This window comes from Conyzicola lurida (assembly GCF_014204935.1).
Taxonomy (GTDB): domain Bacteria; phylum Actinomycetota; class Actinomycetes; order Actinomycetales; family Microbacteriaceae; genus Conyzicola; species Conyzicola lurida.
The window spans coordinates 2,989,115-3,008,046 of the sequence record NZ_JACHMJ010000001.1; the positions used below are offsets into that span (position 1 = coordinate 2,989,115).

The 18,932-nt window shown below is 69.1% G+C and carries 18 protein-coding genes and 1 tRNA gene; 14 read left to right on the plus strand and 5 right to left on the minus strand.

What is annotated here, in order from left to right:
- Positions 1 to 26: 26 nt before the first annotated feature.
- The 3 genes from HD599_RS18365 to HD599_RS14570 all read right to left on the minus strand — a co-directional run bounded on the left by HD599_RS18365 (position 27) and on the right by HD599_RS14570 (position 3,069).
- On the minus strand, positions 27 to 1,250 hold the full coding sequence (locus HD599_RS18365; protein ID WP_184238829.1) for a peptidoglycan DD-metalloendopeptidase family protein: 1,224 nt from the start codon (positions 1,248 to 1,250) through the stop codon (positions 27 to 29).
- 208 nt (positions 1,251 to 1,458) lie between these two features.
- Positions 1,459 to 2,259 carry an inositol monophosphatase family protein gene (locus HD599_RS14565; RefSeq protein ID WP_184238831.1) on the minus strand — a complete coding sequence of 267 codons (801 nt, stop codon included), beginning with the start codon at positions 2,257 to 2,259 and terminating at the stop codon, positions 1,459 to 1,461.
- Positions 2,260 to 2,292: 33 nt separating this feature from the next.
- Positions 2,293 to 3,069: an IclR family transcriptional regulator domain-containing protein gene (locus HD599_RS14570; protein ID WP_184238833.1), complete on the minus strand. Its 777-nt coding sequence runs from the start codon at positions 3,067 to 3,069 to the stop codon at positions 2,293 to 2,295.
- 289 nt (positions 3,070 to 3,358) lie between these two features.
- Between HD599_RS14570 and HD599_RS14575 the strand changes: the two genes are divergently transcribed.
- Genes HD599_RS14575 through HD599_RS14625 form a run of 11 tightly spaced genes read left to right on the plus strand, consistent with a single transcriptional unit; the run spans position 3,359 to position 14,490 of the window.
- Positions 3,359 to 4,531 carry an ABC transporter substrate-binding protein gene (locus tag HD599_RS14575; protein ID WP_184238835.1) on the plus strand — a complete coding sequence of 391 codons (1,173 nt, stop codon included), beginning with the start codon at positions 3,359 to 3,361 and terminating at the stop codon, positions 4,529 to 4,531.
- A gap of 46 nt (positions 4,532 to 4,577) precedes the next feature.
- The gene (locus HD599_RS14580; protein WP_221420521.1) at positions 4,578 to 5,591 is read left to right on the plus strand and encodes a branched-chain amino acid ABC transporter permease; all 1,014 of its coding nucleotides are present in this window, start codon (positions 4,578 to 4,580) and stop codon (positions 5,589 to 5,591) included.
- Positions 5,588 to 6,661, plus strand: coding sequence for an ABC transporter permease subunit (locus HD599_RS14585; RefSeq protein WP_221420522.1), 1,074 nt, complete (start codon positions 5,588 to 5,590; stop codon positions 6,659 to 6,661). The genes HD599_RS14580 and HD599_RS14585 overlap by 4 nt, the downstream gene beginning before the upstream one ends.
- Complete coding sequence (locus HD599_RS14590; protein WP_184238837.1) at positions 6,658 to 7,389, plus strand: ABC transporter ATP-binding protein; 732 nt, start codon at positions 6,658 to 6,660, stop codon at positions 7,387 to 7,389. Before HD599_RS14585 ends, HD599_RS14590 begins: the two co-directional genes overlap by 4 nt.
- On the plus strand, positions 7,382 to 8,080 hold the full coding sequence (locus HD599_RS14595) for an ABC transporter ATP-binding protein (protein ID WP_184238839.1): 699 nt from the start codon (positions 7,382 to 7,384) through the stop codon (positions 8,078 to 8,080). The genes HD599_RS14590 and HD599_RS14595 overlap by 8 nt, the downstream gene beginning before the upstream one ends.
- Positions 8,081 to 8,083: 3 nt before the next feature.
- Positions 8,084 to 9,457 carry an MmgE/PrpD family protein gene (locus tag HD599_RS14600; RefSeq protein WP_184238842.1) on the plus strand — a complete coding sequence of 458 codons (1,374 nt, stop codon included), beginning with the start codon at positions 8,084 to 8,086 and terminating at the stop codon, positions 9,455 to 9,457.
- 9 nt (positions 9,458 to 9,466) lie between these two features.
- Positions 9,467 to 10,159 (plus strand): cysteine hydrolase family protein, encoded by a 693-nt coding sequence (locus tag HD599_RS14605; RefSeq protein ID WP_184238844.1) that lies wholly within the window; start codon positions 9,467 to 9,469, stop codon positions 10,157 to 10,159.
- Positions 10,156 to 11,094 carry a polysaccharide deacetylase family protein gene (locus tag HD599_RS14610; protein ID WP_184238846.1) on the plus strand — a complete coding sequence of 313 codons (939 nt, stop codon included), beginning with the start codon at positions 10,156 to 10,158 and terminating at the stop codon, positions 11,092 to 11,094. Before HD599_RS14605 ends, HD599_RS14610 begins: the two co-directional genes overlap by 4 nt.
- Positions 11,091 to 12,008 carry a polysaccharide deacetylase family protein gene (locus HD599_RS14615; RefSeq protein WP_184238848.1) on the plus strand — a complete coding sequence of 306 codons (918 nt, stop codon included), beginning with the start codon at positions 11,091 to 11,093 and terminating at the stop codon, positions 12,006 to 12,008. The genes HD599_RS14610 and HD599_RS14615 overlap by 4 nt, the downstream gene beginning before the upstream one ends.
- A 2-nt stretch (positions 12,009 to 12,010) precedes the next feature.
- Positions 12,011 to 13,426 (plus strand): MFS transporter, encoded by a 1,416-nt coding sequence (locus tag HD599_RS14620; protein WP_184238850.1) that lies wholly within the window; start codon positions 12,011 to 12,013, stop codon positions 13,424 to 13,426.
- Positions 13,423 to 14,490 carry an oxidoreductase gene (locus HD599_RS14625; protein WP_184238852.1) on the plus strand — a complete coding sequence of 356 codons (1,068 nt, stop codon included), beginning with the start codon at positions 13,423 to 13,425 and terminating at the stop codon, positions 14,488 to 14,490. The genes HD599_RS14620 and HD599_RS14625 overlap by 4 nt, the downstream gene beginning before the upstream one ends.
- Before the next feature lie 261 nt (positions 14,491 to 14,751).
- Here the strand turns inward: HD599_RS14625 and HD599_RS14630 are convergent.
- Positions 14,752 to 14,836 (minus strand) — tRNA-Tyr (locus tag HD599_RS14630).
- A gap of 147 nt (positions 14,837 to 14,983) precedes the next feature.
- Between HD599_RS14630 and HD599_RS14635 the strand changes: the two genes are divergently transcribed.
- Positions 14,984 to 16,012 carry a substrate-binding domain-containing protein gene (locus HD599_RS14635; protein WP_184238854.1) on the plus strand — a complete coding sequence of 343 codons (1,029 nt, stop codon included), beginning with the start codon at positions 14,984 to 14,986 and terminating at the stop codon, positions 16,010 to 16,012.
- Here HD599_RS14635 and HD599_RS14640 read toward each other — a convergent pair.
- On the minus strand, positions 15,991 to 16,746 hold the full coding sequence (locus HD599_RS14640) for a lytic transglycosylase domain-containing protein (RefSeq protein ID WP_184238856.1): 756 nt from the start codon (positions 16,744 to 16,746) through the stop codon (positions 15,991 to 15,993). The two genes, HD599_RS14635 and HD599_RS14640, sit on opposite strands and share 22 nt — an antisense overlap.
- A gap of 79 nt (positions 16,747 to 16,825) precedes the next feature.
- Between HD599_RS14640 and HD599_RS14645 the strand changes: the two genes are divergently transcribed.
- On the plus strand, positions 16,826 to 17,314 hold the full coding sequence (locus HD599_RS14645) for a YajQ family cyclic di-GMP-binding protein (protein ID WP_184238858.1): 489 nt from the start codon (positions 16,826 to 16,828) through the stop codon (positions 17,312 to 17,314).
- Between the two features lie 137 nt (positions 17,315 to 17,451).
- Positions 17,452 to 18,909, plus strand: coding sequence for a cardiolipin synthase (gene cls, locus HD599_RS14650; RefSeq protein ID WP_184238861.1), 1,458 nt, complete (start codon positions 17,452 to 17,454; stop codon positions 18,907 to 18,909).
- The last annotated feature ends 23 nt before the right edge of the window (positions 18,910 to 18,932 follow it).

Below are 18,932 nucleotides of genomic sequence, written 5' to 3' on the forward strand. Positions count from 1 at the left end.
CACGCGGATCGAGCCCGTGGCGATGGCTAGCGGGCGTTCGCCTGCAGCCAGGCGAACGGGTCGACGGCCACGCCGTCGAGGTGCACCTCGAGATGCAGGTGGGCGCCGGTGGACGCTCCGGTCGAGCCGACCAATCCGAGGAAGTCGCCGACCTTGACGGTCTGACCCTCCACGACCGGGCTCGAGCCCTGGATCATGTGGCCGTAGATGCTGTCGACCTGCTTGCCGTCGATCACGTGCGACATGTAGACGTGCTGGCCGAAGCTGCCGCCGAACTTGGACTCGGTGATGACGCCGTCGGCGATCGCGTAGATCGGCGTGCCGGAACCCGGGGTGAAGTCGACACCGTTGTGATGGCTGGAACAGCCGCGGCACGGTGCGACACGGTCGCCGTAGCCCGAGCTGATCGGCGTGGCGTACGGGAACGGCCAGCGGATGTCTCCGGCTGTCGGCGTGAAGCTGTAGATGCGCGTGCCGTACTTGGCCGTGAGCACCTCGGCGTAGCTGGTGACCTCGAAGGCGTCGCGGGCCAGTGAGCCGATCGACGTGTCCGCGGAGACGGCGACCTTCTGCGCCTCGCCCGCGTCGGCCATGATGACGGTCGTGCCGTTCACGTCTTCGGCGGCGAACGTCATAAACGCATTGGCCGGAACGGTCGTACCGACGAGCAGTGCGCCCGAGAAGAGCATGGCGCCGATCGACAGAAGAGTGGATGCCGGTCGGGATTTGCGTCGGACCTTGGCCGCGACATCCGCCCTCGACTTGGAACTGCGTTTCTTGACCCGCACGACGGCGGGGCGCTCGGCCTTCGCTCGACGGAGCTTGGGGCGCTTCACCCAGCTGCTGCCGCGCACGGGGCCGTCGACCATCGGGATGGCCTCGGGGTGCACGGTCTGCTCGGGCGCCGCGAACAGCGAGGCGAGGAACGGGTCGTCGACGGGGGCGGGTGCCACGGCGTCGTCGTCGACCGATGCCTCGACGTGCAGGGTCGGAGCGGCCAGATCGTCCGCGGAGGTTTTCTCGACGGGGAGTTCGGTGATCGACGCCTCGACCGCGAGCGGGAGTGCGGCGAATAAGTTGGCTTCGGTCGGCTTCGACGGTTCGACGGGAACGGCGGCTTCGGAGGCGATGGGAACGGCGGGTGCGGAAACGGACGGCGCGGGGGTGGGAACCGGCGGCGCGAACCGGCCGTTCGCTTCCATTTCGCGCAACTGGCGCCGCGTCAGGGGAGCGGATGTTTCATTCGTCACGAGGCGAATGCCTCCGAGCGACGAGTGGGTACAGCGCGCACAACAACGTCTACACGTAGAGTCATGCGGGTTTCTCCTCTAAAAAGCTGCCATCCGGGGTGAGGACGGCGATATTTCTCGGGCTGGTTACACGGCAGGCGCGAGGCCTAAAAGGTAACGGATAGATAAACATTAGCTGCAAACGCATGAATCGGCCACCTGTACCACGTCAGACCCGCAGTTCTCGGAGGACGCGCTGGAGCGGATCGGCGAGTCCCGGTGCCGCGGCGAGCGCGAAATCGGCGCTCGCGGGGGCGCCGTCGAGACCGGTCACGACGGCTCCGGCCTCGCGGGCGACGAGCGCCGCGGCGGCGTGATCCCACGGCTTGAGGCCGCGCTCGAAATACCCGTTCAGACGGCCCGTTGCCACGGCACAGAGGTCGAGAGAGGCCGCCCCGAACCGGCGGATGTCGCGCACCAACGGGAGCAGTCCGGCGACCACCTCGCCCTGCCTCGCACGCTCCGCGGAGTCGTACGAGAAACCGGTGCCGACGAGGGCCTGCTCGAGTGAGTGAAAATCGGGAACTTTAAGCTGCTGATTTGCCGAGAACGCACCCCCGGCCTCCGTCGCTGTATAGATCTCGCCGGTCACCGGATTGGTGACGCAGCCGGCGAGCGCGCGCCAGGTGAGCGGGTCGGGATCGCCCTCCACCACCGCGATGCTGACGGCCCAGTGCGGGATTCCGTACAGGTAGTTGACGGTGCCGTCGATCGGGTCGACGACCCAGGTGAGGCCGCTCGCGCCCCGTCCCGCGCCGCCCTCCTCGCCGAGGAACCCGTCGTCGGGTCGCACGTCGGCGATCAGGGACCGGATCAGCAGTTCGGTCTCGCGGTCGGCCATCGTGACGACGTCGACCGGGCTCGACTTGTGGTCGGCGATCTCGACGCCCTCGATGCGACGGCGGTGCGCGAGCTCGCCGGCGGTCACTGCGGTGGCGCGGGCGAGCGCGAGGAGTTCGTCGTGGGCCATGACTCCACGGTACCCGGGTAGCAGGGGCCGCCGTCAGCCGCGCTGCAGCGCCCGCAGCGCCGTCGACGCCTGCTTGCCGGCCTGCACCACGAGCTGCGCGAGCTGCTCGTCGGTGCCGACCTCGCGCGAGGCCAGCACGGCGACGCTCAGCGCCCCGGCCGGTTCGGGGTCGAGCCCGAACACCGGCACGGCGATGCTCCGCGACAGCGGCACCCGCTCCCCCGACGTCGTCGCCCAGCCGCGCTCGCGCACGAGCGCCAGCCGCTCGCGGATCTCCCCGGGGTCGACGACGGTCGTCGAGGTGTACTGCAGCAGGGGCACCGTGAGGGCGAGGTCGATGTCCTTCTCCGGCATAAAGGCGAGGATGGCGTTGCCGCTCGCACCGCCCGTGAGCGGGTGACTGTCGCCGACGCCGATGGTCACGCGGATCGGCTGCGCGCTCTCCACCTGGGCGACGTAGACGCGCCGGTAGCCGACGCGCGAGCAGAGGATGCTCGTCTCGCCGGTGACGCTGGCCAGCCAGGAGAGCGCGGGCATCGCCGCCGTGCGCACATCGCTGTTCGCGGTGGCCCGGCGGCCGAGCGCGATCGCGGCGGGGCCCAGGCCGTAGGTGCGCTTGTCGGGCTGGTAGACGAGCATCGCCGTTTCGACGAGCGTCTGCAGGATGCGGTGCACGACCGCTTTGCCCAGCCCTAGCTCCCGGGAGATCTCGCTCACCCCGAGCCAGGGCGCATCGCCGGTGAAGCACAGCAGCACCCGTGCGACCCGCTCGGTGGTCGAGGCAGGCGTGGGGGTGGCGAGAGCGTTCACGGGCAACTCCTGAGTCGCAATCATCGATCGGCTGAATTGCTCAAATTGTTCCACTCTTCGGAACGATTTGTCCAGCTTGCCAATTTTTGAAACACGGAGTTAACACTGGGGCAACGGTGGGCGCGTTTTCGGTGGCTACTTTCGTCTGTAAGCCAAGAAGGCACCAGGAGAACCGTTCCATTCAGCGGAACACATCAGAGGAGCAGCGTTGATAAGAGGCACCAGGTACGCAGCAATCGCGGGACTCGCGATCGCGTCTATTTCCCTCACCGCGTGTGCGGGTTCAGCCATGAGCACGTCGACCGAGTCCACCGAGGCGGGCGTCACCGTCGACGAGGTCGTCATCGGTTCGCTTCACCCCGAGAGCGGCTCCAGCGCCGCCGACGGCCAGCAGATGGCGCGCGGCGCACAGTACGCCGTCGACGCGATCAACGAGGCGGGCGGCATCGAGTCGCTCGGCGGCGCGAAGCTCGTGCTCTCCTCCGCCGACACCCAGGGCAAGCCCGAAGTCGGCCAGAGCGAGGCGACCCGCCTCATCCAGGAGGGTGCCGTCGCACTCATCGGCACCTACCAGAGCGCTACCAGCGCCAACGTCGCCGCCGTCGCCGAGCGCAGCAAGGTGCCGTTCGTGATGGACATCTCCAGCCTCGACGAGATCCTCGACCAGGGCTACACCTACTCCTTCCGCCTGCAGCCCAACGCGACCCTCATGGGTACGCAGGGCGCCGAGGCGCTCATCGCCATGGGCGAGGCGTCCGACGAGCCCGTCGAGAAGGTGGCCTTCCTCTACGAGCAGGGCAACTTCGGCCAGGCGACGCTCAAGTCGTTCCAGGCCGCCGCCGAGGAGGCCGGCGTGACCGTCGACCCCGTCATCAGCTACGACGCCGCGAGCGTCAGCGACATGACGACGCAGGTGCAGCAGGTCGCGGCGTCCGGTGCCGACGTGCTCGCCGTCGCCGGCTACTACCGCGACAGCCTGCTCGTGTCGCAGGCGGTCGACACGATCAAGCCCGACCTCGACGCCGTCTTCGGTGTCGCCAACGGCGCCTACGACCAGCCGCAGTTCGTCACCGACGCCCCGAACGGCGGCGAGGGCTACTTCGACGCCAACTACCACTGGGACGTCACCAACGACGCCGCCGTCGAGCTGGCCGACAAGTACGAGGCCGAGTTCGGCGAGCCGATCCGCACCGGCGCCGTGCTCTCCTACGACGCGGTCATGGTGATCGCCGCGGCCCTCGAGGAGTCGGGAACCGTCGACACCACCGACCTGCGCGACGCGATCGCCGACAGCAGCTACGAGCCGCTCGTCGTGAGCAACGGCCCCGTGTCCTTCGACGAGGACGGCGAGAACACCAACGCCTCGATCGTGGTCATGCAGGTCCAGGATGGCGCGATCAAGCAGGTCTACCCGGACGACCGCGCGGAGAGCGACTTCCTCTACCCCGCGCCCGTCAACTAGCCAGCGCAACCAGCAGTACCGAACACCGACAGATCAGGAGAGGCCCATGACGACGAACACGCAACCACGGGCGGAGCTCGAAGCTCCCCCCGTCGCGCGCCGCCGCATCCGCTTGAGCAGGGAGATGACCAAGACGCTCGTCGTCACCGTCGTGATCCTCACGATCGTCGCCGTCGCGGCGGGCATCGTCTCGGGGAGCACGACAGTGCTCACCCAGGCCCTCGTCACCGGCGTGCTCACCGGCGGGATCTACAGCCTCATCGCCATGGGCCTCACCCTGATCTACGGTGTTCTGCACATCATCAACTTCGCCAATGGCGCGATGGTGGCGCTCTCGCTCTACCTCACCTACGAGGTCGTGTCGATCTTCGGAGTGCACCCGTACCTCGCGCTCGTCATCACCATCCCGGTGATGATGGGCCTCGGGGCGCTCGTGCAGGCCGTGCTGCTCAACCCCGTCATGCGGGCGCCGATCCACACGCAGCTGCTCATCACGATCGGCCTCGCCCTGGCCATCGAGAACCTGCTGCTGCTGGTCTTCGGCCCCAACCCGCTGTCGGTGCAGCTGCCGGGCAACACCGGAGTGCCGGTCCTCGGCGCCACGGTCGAGTTGTCGCGCATCTACGCGTTCATCGGATCGCTCGTGCTCGTCGCGGCCCTCTGGCTTCTGCTCAAGCGCACGGCGATCGGAACCGCCATCCGCGCCGTCGCCGCCAATCCGGAGGGCGCGCGCCTCGTCGGCATCAACATCAAGGGCATCTACATCCTCACCTTCGCGATCGGCGCGGCGGCGGCGGGAGCGGCGGGCACCCTGATCGCCCCGTTCTCCACGATCCAGCCCACGGCCGGCGCGATCTTCAACCTCACCGCCTTCGTCGTGGTCGTGCTCGGCGGCATGGGCAACGTGCCCGGCGCGCTCGTGGGCGGCCTCGTCGTCGGGCTCACCGAGCAGCTCGGCGCCCTCATATTCCCCGGCCAGTCACCGCTCCTCGCGGTGTTCGTGGTCTTCCTCATCGTTCTGTTCGTCAAGCCCAAGGGCGTATTCGGGAGGGCATCGTGAGCGTCACCACCCCCACAAGGACCAGCAAGCAGGCCCCGGACGCGGACCTCGCCACCCCCTTCCTCACGCTCGCCCCGCGGCGGCCGTTCCCCTACGAGTACGTCATCCTCACCGTCATCCTGATCGCCGGTGCCGCGCTCCCGTTCATCCTGCCCGCGGCCGAGATGGCGATCGCCGTCCGCGTCCTGGTGTTCGCCCTCATGGGCATCGGCTGGAACATCATGAGCGGCTTCGGCGGCATGTTCAGCTTCGGTCACGCCGCCTACTTCGGCATCGGCTCCTACACGGCGGGCTTCATGCTCGTCGAGTTCGGCGTCAGCCCGTGGATCGGCCTCGTCGTCGGCATGGTGGTCGCGGTCATCGCGGCAGTCGGCATCAGCTACCTCGCCTTCCGCTACAAGCTCGAGGGCGCGTACTACGCGATGTCGACCTTTGCCTTCGCCGAGATGCTGCGGCTGTTCGTCAGCGGCAACGACGCGCTTCACCGCACCGTCGGCTTCACCGTGCCGGTACTGCCCGAGTCGTCCTTCGCGATGTTCCAGTTCGACGCCGGTTCGCCGCTGTACTTCTGGATCGGCCTCGTCATGGTCGGTATCGCGCTGCTCACGAGCATCGTCTTCTTGCGCAGCCGCACCGGCCGCTTCACGCTGGCGGCGCGCGACAACGAGATGGCGGCATCCGCTCTCGGTATCAACGTCCTTCGCTACAAGCTCACCGCCGTCGCGATCTCGGCCGCGATCACCGCCTCGGCCGGCGTGCTGTACCTGCAGTTCTACATGTTCATCGACCCCGACCTGGCCTTCGGAGCCCATGTCTCGAACAACGCGATCATCACCACGGTCGTCGGCGGCGCCGGCACCATCTGGGGCCCGCTCGTCGGCGCGATCATCATGGCGCCCCTCTCCGACGTCGTCGCCGGGTTCCTGCGCAACCCGCCCGAGCAGCTGTCGTTCCTCGCCGGGCACGGCGGGCTCGACCTGCTCCTCTACGCGGTGATCCTGATCGCGTTCGTCATCCTGCTGCCCAAGGGCATCTACGGCACCATCTGGAACAAGGTGAAGAAGAAATGAGCCTTCTCGAGGTACGCAACTTCAGCAAGTCCTTCCGCGGGCTCAAGGCCCTGCGCGAGGTCGACATCAGCGTCGACGAGGGCACGATCCTCGGCATCATCGGAGCCAACGGCGCGGGCAAGACCACGCTGTTCAACTGCATCATGGGTGCCTTCCCGCCCGACTCCGGAACCGTCACCCTCGACGGTAAGGACGTCACCGGCGTCGCCAGCCACAAACTGGCCAAGCTCGGGATGGTGCGTACCTTCCAGTTGATGCGCCCGTTCCACACCATGACGGTCTTCGAGAACGTCACGATCGCCGCCCTCAGCCACGGCGCGAAGAGCGACCGGGCGGCGCGAGCCGAAGCGGCCGTCGCGATCGGCAAGACCGGGCTCGCCGAGTGGGCCGAGAGCGAGTCCGGCCAGCTGCCCGCCGCGGTGCAGAAGCGTCTCGAGCTCGCACGCGCCCTCGCGATGCGGCCGCGCGTGCTGCTGCTCGACGAGGTGCTGGCCGGGCTCGTGCCCGCCGAGCGCCTGCCCGTGCTGGAGCTGCTCGAGACGCTGCGCGCCGACGAGGGCGTGACGATGATCTTCATCGAGCACATCATGGCGGCCGTGCGCCGCCTCAGCGACAGCGTCGTGATGATGGACCAGGGTGCCGTGCTGGCCAGCGGCCAGGTCGACACGGTGCTCGCCGACCCCCTCGTGATCGAGGCCTACCTGGGCAAGGAGTACACCAATGCTTGAAGTCACCGATGTGCGCAGCGGCTACCACGGTCTCGAGATCGTGCACGAGCTCTCGCTCACCGTCGCCCCCGGCGAGATCGTCGCCATCGTGGGTGCCAACGGCGCCGGCAAGTCGACGACCCTCAAGACCATCGTCGGCGAGGTGAAGCGCTTCGGCGGTTCGGTCGTGTTCGACGGCAAGCCGGTCGTCACGGGGCGCTCGTTCGACCTCGCCCGCGCCGGCCTCATGCTGGTGCCCGAGCACCGCGCGCTCTTCGGCTCGCTCACCGTCGAAGAGAACCTGCAGATGGGTACCTGGGGCAAGCGCGACCGCGTCGGCTTCAGCGAAGAGGAGATCCTCGACCTGTTCCCGATCCTGCGCGAACGCCGCAGCCAGCTCGCCGAGACGATGTCGGGCGGCCAGCAGCAGATGCTCGCCATCGCCCGCGCGCTCATGGGTGCCCCGCGCCTGCTGATGCTCGACGAGCCGTCGACCGGTCTTTCGCCGAAGCTCACCTGGGAGGTGTTCCACGCGATCAACGCCATCCGCGAGCGCGGGGTCAGCATCCTCCTCGTCGAGCAGAACGCCGGCCAGGTACTCGAGCTCGCCGACCGCGCCTACGTCATGGAATCCGGCTCCGTCGTTCTCGAGGGCACCGGCACCGAGCTCGCCGCCGACGAGCGCGTGCAGTCGGCGTACCTCGGAGTCTGACCGGTGTTCGTCGATCCCATCTCCGAGAGCGACGCTCTCGAGCACGCCGCCGCTCTGGCCGGACTCGGCCGCTGGGCACACGCGTTCGAGCTGTCCGAGCTCGGCGAGAGCGCCCGCACCGCACTGGACGACGTGCTGGCGAACCTGCTCGCCGTCGCGGCCGGAGGTGCGGCGACCGAGGAGCACGCCGCACTCGTCGCCGCGTGGGATCCGGAACCGGGATCGGCGACCCTCCTCGGCGGCGGAACGGCCACCGTCGAGACGGCCGCGTGGCTCAACGGCGTGGCCTCCGTCGCGATGGAACGCGACGAGGGCAACCGGCTGACCAAGGGCCACCCCGCCTCGCAGAGCTTCTTCGCCGTGCTGGCCCTGGCCGAACGCCTCGGCAGCTCCGGCCCCGACACCCTCGCCGCACTGGCCGTCGCCTACGAGGTCGCGGCCCGGTTCGGCCGCGCCACCGACTTCGCCACCGGCGTGCACACGCACGGCACCTTCGGCGTTCCCGGGGCCGCCGCGGGCTGCGCCCGGCTTCTGGGGTTGGATGCCGCGGGCATCTCCTCCGCGATCGACGCGGCCTGCGCCATGCCGCCGTCGACCAGCTGGGGACCGGTGCTCGTGGGCAGCAGTGTCCGCGACCAGTGGGTCGGAGCCGGCAACGTCGCGGGAATCGCCGCCGCGCGCTTCGCCGCCGCCCGTCCCGGCGAGACAGTACGGGGAACCCTCCCCGGCTTCGGCGGCTCGCTCGGTACCGTCGACCCGCGACTCCTCGTCGCCGGCCTCGGCACCGAGACTCTGATCGAGCACGGCTACTTCAAGCGCCACTCCTCCTGTGCCTACACGCACGCCCCGGCAGACGCCGCGCTGCTCGCCCGCGAGCGCATCGCCGCCGCCGGCGCGACCCCCGCCGACATCGTCGCGGTCGAGGTCTCGACGACCGCCGCGGGTGCCGCCCTCGACGCGACCGACTGGACGACCCGCCACGGCGCCTACTTCTCCGTGCCGTTCGCCGTCGCCAGCGCACTGGTGCACGGCGACGTGGCACACTCCCGTTCCGCACCGTCGGCCCGCGGCATCCTGCTCGACACGGCAGCCATGATCACTGTCACCGACGGCGGTATCGCCCCGGCGAGCGCCACCCACCGGCCGGCCCGCGTCACCGTGACGCTCCGTGACGGCAGCTCGGTCGTCACCGAGGTGCCGCACCCCGCCGGCGATGCCGACTTCACCCCGTTCGACCGTGCCGCCCACGCGGCGCTGCTCGACGACGCCCTCGTCGGCGTCACCTCCCCCGCCGCTTCCACCGTCGTCGCCGTCGTCGCGGCGCTGCCCCACGCCGGGCGGGCGGGCGACCAGTTCGCCCTGCTCCGCTCGCACTGAACACCCACCATGAAGGAGAACACCCGCATGAGCATCGACTGGAACACCGAAGTCGCCAAGATCCGCGAGCTACGTGCGGCCCGCACCAAGGTCGGGCCCGGTACGACTCCGGCCGTCGTCGTCGTCGACTTCCAGCGGGCGTTCACCGAGCACGAGAACATCGGCCCGTCGACCGCGATCGCGCTCGAGCACACCAACGAGCTGCTCGTCGCGGCCCGCGCCGCCGGTGTGCCCGTGATCTACCTCGTGATGATCCTCGACTCGCTCGACGACCGCATGCTCGCGCAGCGCGTGCGCTCGAGCCTCACCGAGCGCTGCGGCCGCGGCAACCCGTGGACAGAGATCTCCAGCGCCGTGCCCGCGCAGCCCGGCGACCACATCGTCGAGAAGACGGTGGCGAGCGGTTTCTACAAGACGCGCCTCGAAGACCTGCTGCACGAGCTCGGCGTCGACGAGGTCGTGATGACCGGCACGTCGACGAGCGGCTGCGTGCGCGCCACCGTCGTCGACGCGGCGTACCGCAACTTCCGCATCAGCGTCGTCGAGGAGTGCAGCGACGACTTCCGCACCCTCTCGGGCGAGGTCTCGCTCTGGGACATGCAGGACCGCTTCGGCGACGTCGTCTCCAAGTCGTGGATGCTCGACCGCTTCGCCGCCCTCCAGACCGAACGCGCCCTGGACGGTGCCGGAGTCTCCCTGTGACGATCCAGAACAACGACCGCCTGGTCTACGAGGCGATGCCCACGCGCCCCCTCGTCACCTGGCCCGAGGGCAAGACGGTCGCGGTCTGGCACGCGCCGAACGTCGAGCACTACGACTACGTCGCCCCGGGCGGCGGCAGCCCGCAGGGCCGCACGCGCTATCCCGACCCCCAGCACTACATGCACCGCGACAACGGCAACCGCACCGCCTTCTGGCGCCTGCTGCGCGCCGTCGACAAGTACGAGATCCCGTCGACGGTGTCGCTCAGCCTCTCGGTGCTCGAGGAGATCCCCGAGGTACGCGACGCCATGGCCGAGCGCGACTGGGAGATCATGAGCCACGGCATCTCCAACCTGCGCCCGCTCTACGACATGCCCTACGACGACGAAGACCGCTTCTACGAGCTCTCGCAAAAACTGTCGGAGACCTACTACGGGGGAAAGCGCATCAAGGGCATGCTCGGCCCGAAGATCTCCGGCACCGACAACACGAGCGACCTCATGGTCAAGCACGGCATGACCTACCACGCGGACTGGATCCACGACGAGCAGCCGCGGCCGATCCGCACTGAGGGCGCGGGCAAGCTCGTCTCGATCCCCTACTCGTACATGCTCAACGACGTGCCGCTGCTGCTCGCCAAGCACTACCCCGGCAGCTACTTCGTCGCCATGGCGAAGGCGCAGATCGACCGGCTGCTGCGCGACGCCGACGAGGACGGCCAAGGCCGGGTGGCGTGCATCGCCACACACCCGTTCGTCACCGGCCAGCCCTACATGCAGCGCTACATCGAGGAGATCTTCGACTACCTGCGCAGCGACGACCGTCTCTGGGTCACCACCGCCGGAGACATCTCAGACCACTACCTCGAGAACAGCTACGACGAGCAGTTGGCGCACGCCGAGGTCATCGCCGCGGCACGGGAGGCTTCCGCATGACCCTCATCCAGCACCCCGACGACGCCACCGTCTTCGCTCCCGGCCTGCCGCGCACGTTCGACACGCATCGCGCTCCGTGGGCCCTGCCCGACGGCAAGAAGCTCGCGGTGAGCGTGCTGCTGCACGCCCCGAGCTATCAGGACGTGCCACCCGCGGGATCGTTCAAGCCGATCACGATGCAGGGCGGCGTCGGCCGCGACACCTCCGAGCCGAAGCACGGGCAGCTCGCCCGTCTCTCGCAGTGGGACTTCGGACTCACCGTCGGCATCTGGCGCCTGCTCGGCATCGCCGAGAAGGCCGGGGTTCCGGTCGCCGTCGCGCTCGACTCGTTCGGCGTGCGCACCATGCCGGGGCTCGCCGACCTCGTCGCCGAGCGCGCGCAGGAGATCGTGGTGCGCGGCAGCGCGGCGAACATCGTCATCGACGAGGCCATGACCGCGGAGCAGGAACGCGAGTACATCACCGAGGCCCGCTCCTCCGTCGAAGCCGCGACCGGCCGCACCGCCACGGGCTGGTTCTCGCCCGAGCGCGCGAACAGCCTGCGCACGCCGGAGCTGCTGCGCGGGGCCGGCTTCGACTGGTTCGGCGACTGGCCCGTCGACGAGCGCCCCGTCGCCCTCGACGGCGCGGCCACCGGTCTCACCGCCGTGCCCTTCGGCCTCGAGACGGAGGACATGTTCTCGCTCTACACCCGCAGCCTTGCCTTCCCCGACTACGAGCGCCTGCTCGACGAGACGATCGAGCAGCTGGTCGCCGACGCGGATATCGTCGGCGCACGCTTCCTCGGACTCAGCTGGTTCGGCTGGGTGCTCGGCCAGGCCTGCTTCGCGGATGTCGCGGAACGCACCCTGCAGAAGCTGGCGGCCCACCCCGACGTGATCCTCGTGACCCCGGGACAGGTCGCGGCACTGTAGCGATGACCACCCGCAATCCCCCGGCCGCCGACACCCCGGCCCGCCTCCCCCTGCCCGCGCGCTTCAGTCTGGCGCTCGGCACCGGCACCATCCTGCAGGGCCTGAACTCGGCGATCGTCGCCGTCGCGCTCATCCCGATCGCCCTGCACTTCGGCACCTCGGCCGCGATCCCGTGGATCGTCAGCGGCCTGTACATCGCCTCCGCGGTCGGCTCCCCGGCCGCCGGGCGCCTGTCGGACCTGTTCGGCCCCCGCCGCATCTACCTGATCGGGCTCGCGGTCGTGCTGCTCGCCTCCGTCGCCGGCCCGTTCGTGCCGAGCGTCGAGTGGCTCGTGGTCGACCGCATCGTGCTCGGTCTCGGCGCGTCGATGCACTTCCCGGCGGCGATGGCGATCATCCGCCAGCAGGCCGCGAAACGCGAGCAGACGGCCACGGGCGCCATCGGCATCATCGCGATCTGCGGCCAGACCAGCGCCGCCCTCGGCCCGACGATCGGCGGCCTCGTGGTCGTCATCTGGGGCTGGGAGGGCATCTTCTGGGTCAACGTGCCGCTCGTGATCGCGTCGGCGATCTGGGTGCTCACCCAGGTGCCCGCCGACGAGGCGCGCAAGCGCTCCGGCGTCCTCGCCGGCATCCGCTCGATCGACCCGCTCGGCATGGGGCTCTTCGTCGCCACCGTCGTGCTGCTCATGCTCGGGCTGCTCTCGCTCGAGGGCGACCCGCAGTGGCTGCTGTTCGCCGCGTTCGTTCCCGTCGCCGCCCTGTTCGTGCTGCGCGAGCTGCGCACCCCGAGCCCATTCATCGACGTGCGGCTGATGCTGACCCACCGCCAGTTCGCGCTGACCTGCGCCCGCGCCATCCTGACCTTCATTTCTTTCTACTGCATCTTCTACGGACTGCCCCAGTGGCTCGAAGCCTCGAGAGGGCTGGATGCCGCGGCCACGGGCCTGCTGATGCTGCCGGTCTTCGGAGTCGGGGTCGCGTCGACCATCCTGGCCACCCGGCTCGGCAGGCGGCTCAAACCGCGCCTGCTGCTCGTGTTCGGCACGACCGCGATGGTGGTGGCCGGCGCGCTGCTCGCGCTGGTGACGAGCACCGATTCGCCGATCTGGCTGCTCGTGGTGATCAGCGTCCTGCTCGGCATCCCGAACGGCTTCAACAACCTCGGCAACCAGCTCATCCTGCACTCGAGCGTCCCCGGCGCCAACGCCGGCAGCGCGAGCGGCATCTACCGCACCTCGCAGTACTTCGGCGCCGTGCTCTCCGCGGTGATCGTCGCGCACGTCGTCGGCGTCGGCGAGGCGGAGGGCGGCATCCGCACCCTCGGCGTCGTCATCGGCGGGCTCGGCGGCCTCATGCTCGTGACCAACCTCGTCGCCCTCTACCGGGGGCGCGGAAAATCGATGGTGGAACTGTGACCTCTCTCTTCGACTCCCTCCGGCTGCGCGACCTCACCGTCGCCAACCGCGTCTGGGTATCACCGATGTGCATGTACGCCTGCGAGGGCGAACCGGGCGTCGTCGGCGCCTGGCACGTCGCGCACTACGGCCAGTTCGCGCTCGGCGGCGCGGGGCTCATCGTGACCGAAGCCACCGCGGTGCTACCCGAGGGGCGCGTCACGCCCGAGGATGCCGGACTCTGGGGCGACGACCACGTCGCGCCGTGGAAGACGGTGACGGATGCCGTTCATCTGGCGGGTTCCGCGATCGCGGTCCAGCTGGCCCACGCCGGTCGCAAGGGCGGCAAGTTCCGCGGCCTGCCGGGCGACGAATTCGCGAACTCGTCGGTGCCCGCGGACCTCGGTGGCTGGACCACGGTCGGCGCTACCGGCGAGGCGTTCGGACGCTACGACGCCCCCGCGAAGGCCACCGCCGACGACCTCGCCGCCACGGTCGCGGCCTTCGGTGCCGCCGCCCGCCGCGCGGACGAGGCCGGCTTCGACGCGATCGAGTTGCACGGCGCGCACGGGTACCTGCTGCACGAACTGCTCTCGCCGGTCACCAACACCCGCGACGACGACTGGGCCTCGCGCGAGCGGCTGCTGCTCGAGACCGTCGCCGCGGTGCGCGCCAATTGGCCGCAGGGCAAGCCGCTCATCGTGCGACTCTCGGTGGACGACGTGGCGCCCGGCGGGCTGACCGCCGAGGACTCCGCGTCCCTCGCCACCCGCCTCGGCGAGCTCGGCGTTGACCTGATCGACTGCTCCTCGGGCGGCCTCGTGGCCGGTGCCGAGTACGCGGCGACCCCCGGCTACCAGGTACCCGGCGCGGCGACCGTGCGCCGGCTGTCGGGGCTCCCCACCTCGGCGGTCGGCCTCATCACGAGCCCCGAGCACGCGGCGTCGATCGTCGCCGAGGGCTCCGCCGACGCGGTGATGCTGGGGCGCGAGATGCTCCGCAATCCGTACTGGGCCAGGCACGCGGCATCCGCCCTGGGCGTTTCGCTGCCGGGGGTGTCGCGGTACCACCGCGCGCACGCGTAGCCGCGCGCCGTGCGCTCGCGCCCGCCGCGGCCCCCTCGCCGCGCTAGAAAGGCCCCGGGCCCGGCCTGCGCGCCCGAGGCCCCCTGCGACGCTCAGCGTTGTCGCGCGCGCTGCGCTTCGTCGCGCACGCGGCGGCACGAACAGGCGCGTGCGCGACAAATCTCATCGCGCACCCCCGGCGTGCACAGCCCGCCGCGCGAAACCCCGGCGCACGAAAAAGCCCCGCACGAGGCGGGGCTTCTCTGTTCCAGTCCGACTTCCTGGTGGCGAGTGAGGGATTCGAACCCCCGAATGCGATGCAGTCTGATTTACAGTCAGATCCCTTTGGCCGCTTGGGTAACTCGCCAGGGCGCTTCGTCCACATGTAATCATCTGACCGAAGGCGCTGAACAAGAATAGCGTTACTTTTGCCTCGTCAAAATCACACCGCCCAAAACCACGGATCCCGGGCACGCGCCCCGATAGTATCGCTGTGCCAAAGGAGGTGCCGCGAGTGACGGGAATCAACGAAGTCGCCGTGCTCGCGGGCGTCTCCACGGCCACGGTTTCCCGGGCTCTCAGCGGTAACGGCCACGTTTCGCTCGCCACCCAGTCCCGCGTCAAAGCCGCGGCACTCGAACTGGGGTACGTCGTTTCCTCCAACGCCTCGGGCCTCGCCACCGGCAGAACGAAAAACGTCGGCGTCGTCATCCCGTTCCTCACCCGCTGGTACTACAGCTCGGTGATCGAGGGCGCCGAGCAGGCCCTGCTCAGCCACGGCTACGACCTCACCCTGTACAACCTCAGCGGCGGGGGCGACGAGCGGCGCAGCGTCTTCGAGCACTTCCTGCTGCGCAAACGGGTGGACGCCGTCATCGCCATCTCCCTCGAACTCACCGCGAGCGAGCTGGCCAGCCTGTTCGAGATGAACAAGCCGATCGTCGGCATCGGCGGCCCGCTGCCCGGCGTGCGCACCCTCAGCATCGACGACGTGAAGGTCGCACGGCTCGCCACCGAACACCTGCTGTCGCTCGGCCACACCTCGATCGCGCACATCGGCGGCGACACCTCGGTCGAACTCGACTTCCACCTGCCCACCAACCGCCGCGTCGGCTACGAGGCGGCGCTCGAGGCAGTGGGCATCCCTATCGACCCGGAACTCTTCGCCGCCGCCGACTTCAGCGTGCCCGGCGGCTACCGCGCCGCGAAACAGCTGCTGGGCAACCCGCGCAAGCGCCCGACGGCGGTCTTCGCGGCATCCGACGAAATGGCCATCGGCACCATTCTGGCGGCGCGCGATCTCGGCTTGGCCGTACCCGGCGACGTCTCGGTGATGGGCATCGACGACCACGAACTGGCCGGCTTCTTCGGCCTGAGCACGGTCGCGCAGTTCCCGGCGGCCCAGGGCCGGATGGCGGTGGAGCTCTTGATGGAGGAACTGCACCCCGGCCGCCACGTCGCGGCGGCGAACACGCCGCTGCACTTCGAGCTCATCGTGCGGTCGAGTACCGCCCGCCCGCGCTACTCGGCTTCGGAGCGGTAGCGGCTGCCCGCCTCTGCGATCGTCACGATGTAGTCGGGGTCGGAGTTGTACGCGGTGATGCCCGCCGACCAGCCGTCCTCGCTCGCCATGTCGCCGCTCGCCCGGCACAGGTAGTTCGCGCTCGCCATCGTCGCGTCGTCGATGTTCTGCGGGTCCCCCGCACCGTCGGCGTTGGCGTCGACGTGCCAGTTGTTCCACGTCTGCGGGATCAGCTGCATCGGCCCGACCGCGCGGTCGTACTCCGCGTCGCCGTCGATCGCTCCCTGGTCGCTGTCGGGGATGTGCGCCGTCGACGCCCCGTCGAGCGCGATGCCGAAGATGCCGGGGCTCACGGTGCCGTCGGCCTGCACCGACGAGCCCGCGTGGGTGCCGTGGCGGCTCTCCGCGTAGCCGATCGCGGCCAGCGTGTTCCAACTGAGCCCGCAGGTCGGCATCTGCAGCGCCTTGTCGATCGCGACACCGGCGTAGGCGGCGAGCGCGCGCTCCGGGATGCCCGTGCTCTCCGCGGTCTGGGACAGCCAGACGGGGTCGGCCAGAGAGGCGATACCCGGGGCGGATGGCGCGGCCGCCGTCACGGGAGGTGCGGCCGGCGCGGCCCACGTCGGCGCGGGCAGGGCCTCCTCGGTGGTGACGGCGGGGACGAGCGGCGAGAGAGCGAGCCAGGCGGCGGCGGCCACGGCGAGTACAGCGACGGAGGCCCCCGCGATGATCCAGGGACGGCGTCGATCGGGCATGCCCCGTTTTACCACGCGGGTATGGGAGCCCTCCGACATCCGCAATTCAGAAAAAACCGCGACCGCGTAGAATTGCCGCATGGCAGACCCCACATTCGACATCGTCAGCAAGGTCGACAAAATGGAGGCGGACAACGCCGTCAACCAGGCCCAGAAAGAAGTAGCCCAGCGCTACGACTTCAAGGGCGTCGGCGCGTCCATCGACTGGAGCGGCGAGAAACTGCTGCTCAAGGCCAGCGCCGAAGACCGCGTGAAGGCGGTACTCGAGGTACTCGAGGCCAAGTTCATCAAGCGCGGCATCCCCCTGCGCAGCCTCGACACCGGCGAGCCCTACGCGAGCGGCAAGGAGTACCGCATCGAGGTGTCGCTCAAGAACGGCATCTCCTCCGAAGACGCGAAGAAGGTCTCGAAGATCATCCGCGACGAGGGGCCCAAGGGCGTCAAATCGCAGATCCAGGGCGACGAGCTGCGCGTCACCTCCAAGAGCCGCGACGACCTGCAGGCCGTCATGGCGCTGCTCAAGGGCAAGGACCTCGACGTCGCCCTGCAGTTCGTCAACTTCCGCTAGAACCGCCCGCGACAGGTTCGCGCCCCCCGTGTGACGATCGCGCCCGAATGTTCGGGCGCGATCGTCATTTAACGGCGCGAAAACCTCCCGGACGGGCGTGTGCCGAGCACCCCCGCGATCGATAGACTTCGAGAGAAATGGATGTAGCTTCCTGGGGCCCGACGCTCGTCATCGTCGCGGCGGTCGTCGACTTTCTCATTCGGCTGACGTGCCTCATCTACGTGCCCCGCAACCGTCGCCCGCAGACCGCGACGGCGTGGCTGCTCGCCATCTTCTTCCTCCCTCCGTACATCGGCGTGACGCTGTTCCTGCTGCTCGGCAGCCGTCGCCTGCCGAAGTCCCGCCGGGCGAAGCAGGCCGAGGTCAACTCGTTCATCACGGAGACCACCGAGGGCATCGAAGAGGTCAAGCACGACCACCCGTGGCTCGACCCGGTCGTCGAGCTCAACCGCCACCTCGGCGCGATGCCCCTCGTCGGCGGCAACCAGGCGAAGCTCTACGGCACCTACGACGAGACCCTCGTCGCGATGACCGAGGCGATCAACAACGCGACCAAGTGGGTGCACGCGGAGTTCTACATCCTCGCGCTCGACAAGACCACCGCGCCGTTCTTCGACGCCCTCGAGGCGGCAGTGAAGCGCGGCGTGACCGTGCGCGTGCTGCTCGACCACGTCGCCGGGGTGCGCGCCGTCGGCTACCGCCGCACCAAGCGCCGTCTGCGCAAAGCCGGGGTGCAGTGGTCACTGATGCTGCCCGTGCAGCCGTGGCGCGGCAAGTGGCAGCGTCCCGACCTGCGCAACCACCGCAAGATCCTCGTGCTCGACGGCAACGTCGCGTTCACCGGGTCGCAGAACGTCGTCGACTCGAGCTACAACAAGAAGGGCAACCTGCGGCGGGGCCTGCACTGGAAAGACCTCATGGTGCGTTTCGAGGGCCCCATCGTCGCCGGCGTCAACGCGCTGTTCATCACGGACTGGTACACCGAGACCAACGAGCTGCTCATGCGCGAGGCCAGCACGGTGCCGCGCCCGCGCGTGCAGAACTCGCTCGACGCGCAGGTCGTGCCCAGCGGTCCGGGCTTCGACGGCGAGAACAACCTGCGCCTGTTCAACTCCCTGCTCTACCTGGCGCAGGAACGCATCATCATCACCTCCCCGTACTTCGTGCCCGACGAGTCGATGCTCTATGCCATCACCACCGCGGCGCAGAGCGGCATCGACGTGCAGCTCTTCGTCTCCGAGATCGGCGACCAGCCCGTGGTCTACCACGCCCAGCGCAGCTACTACGAGGAGCTGCTGCGCGCCGGCGTTCGCATCTGGCTCTACAAGGCGCCGACCGTGCTGCACTCGAAGTTCTTCACGATCGACGACGAGGTCGCGGTGATCGGCTCGAGCAACATGGACATGCGCTCGTTCAGCCTCAACCTCGAGATCTCGGTCATGGTGCACGGAAAGACATTCGTCGACGACCTGCGCAAGGTCGAGCAGGAATACCGCGACACCAGCCGCGAGCTCTTCCTCGACGACTGGACGGAGCGGCCGAGGGCTGCGGCAGTGCTCGACAACGTCGCGCGGCTCACGGCGGCCGTGCAGTAAGTTTCCCGACGATTCGTCGACTC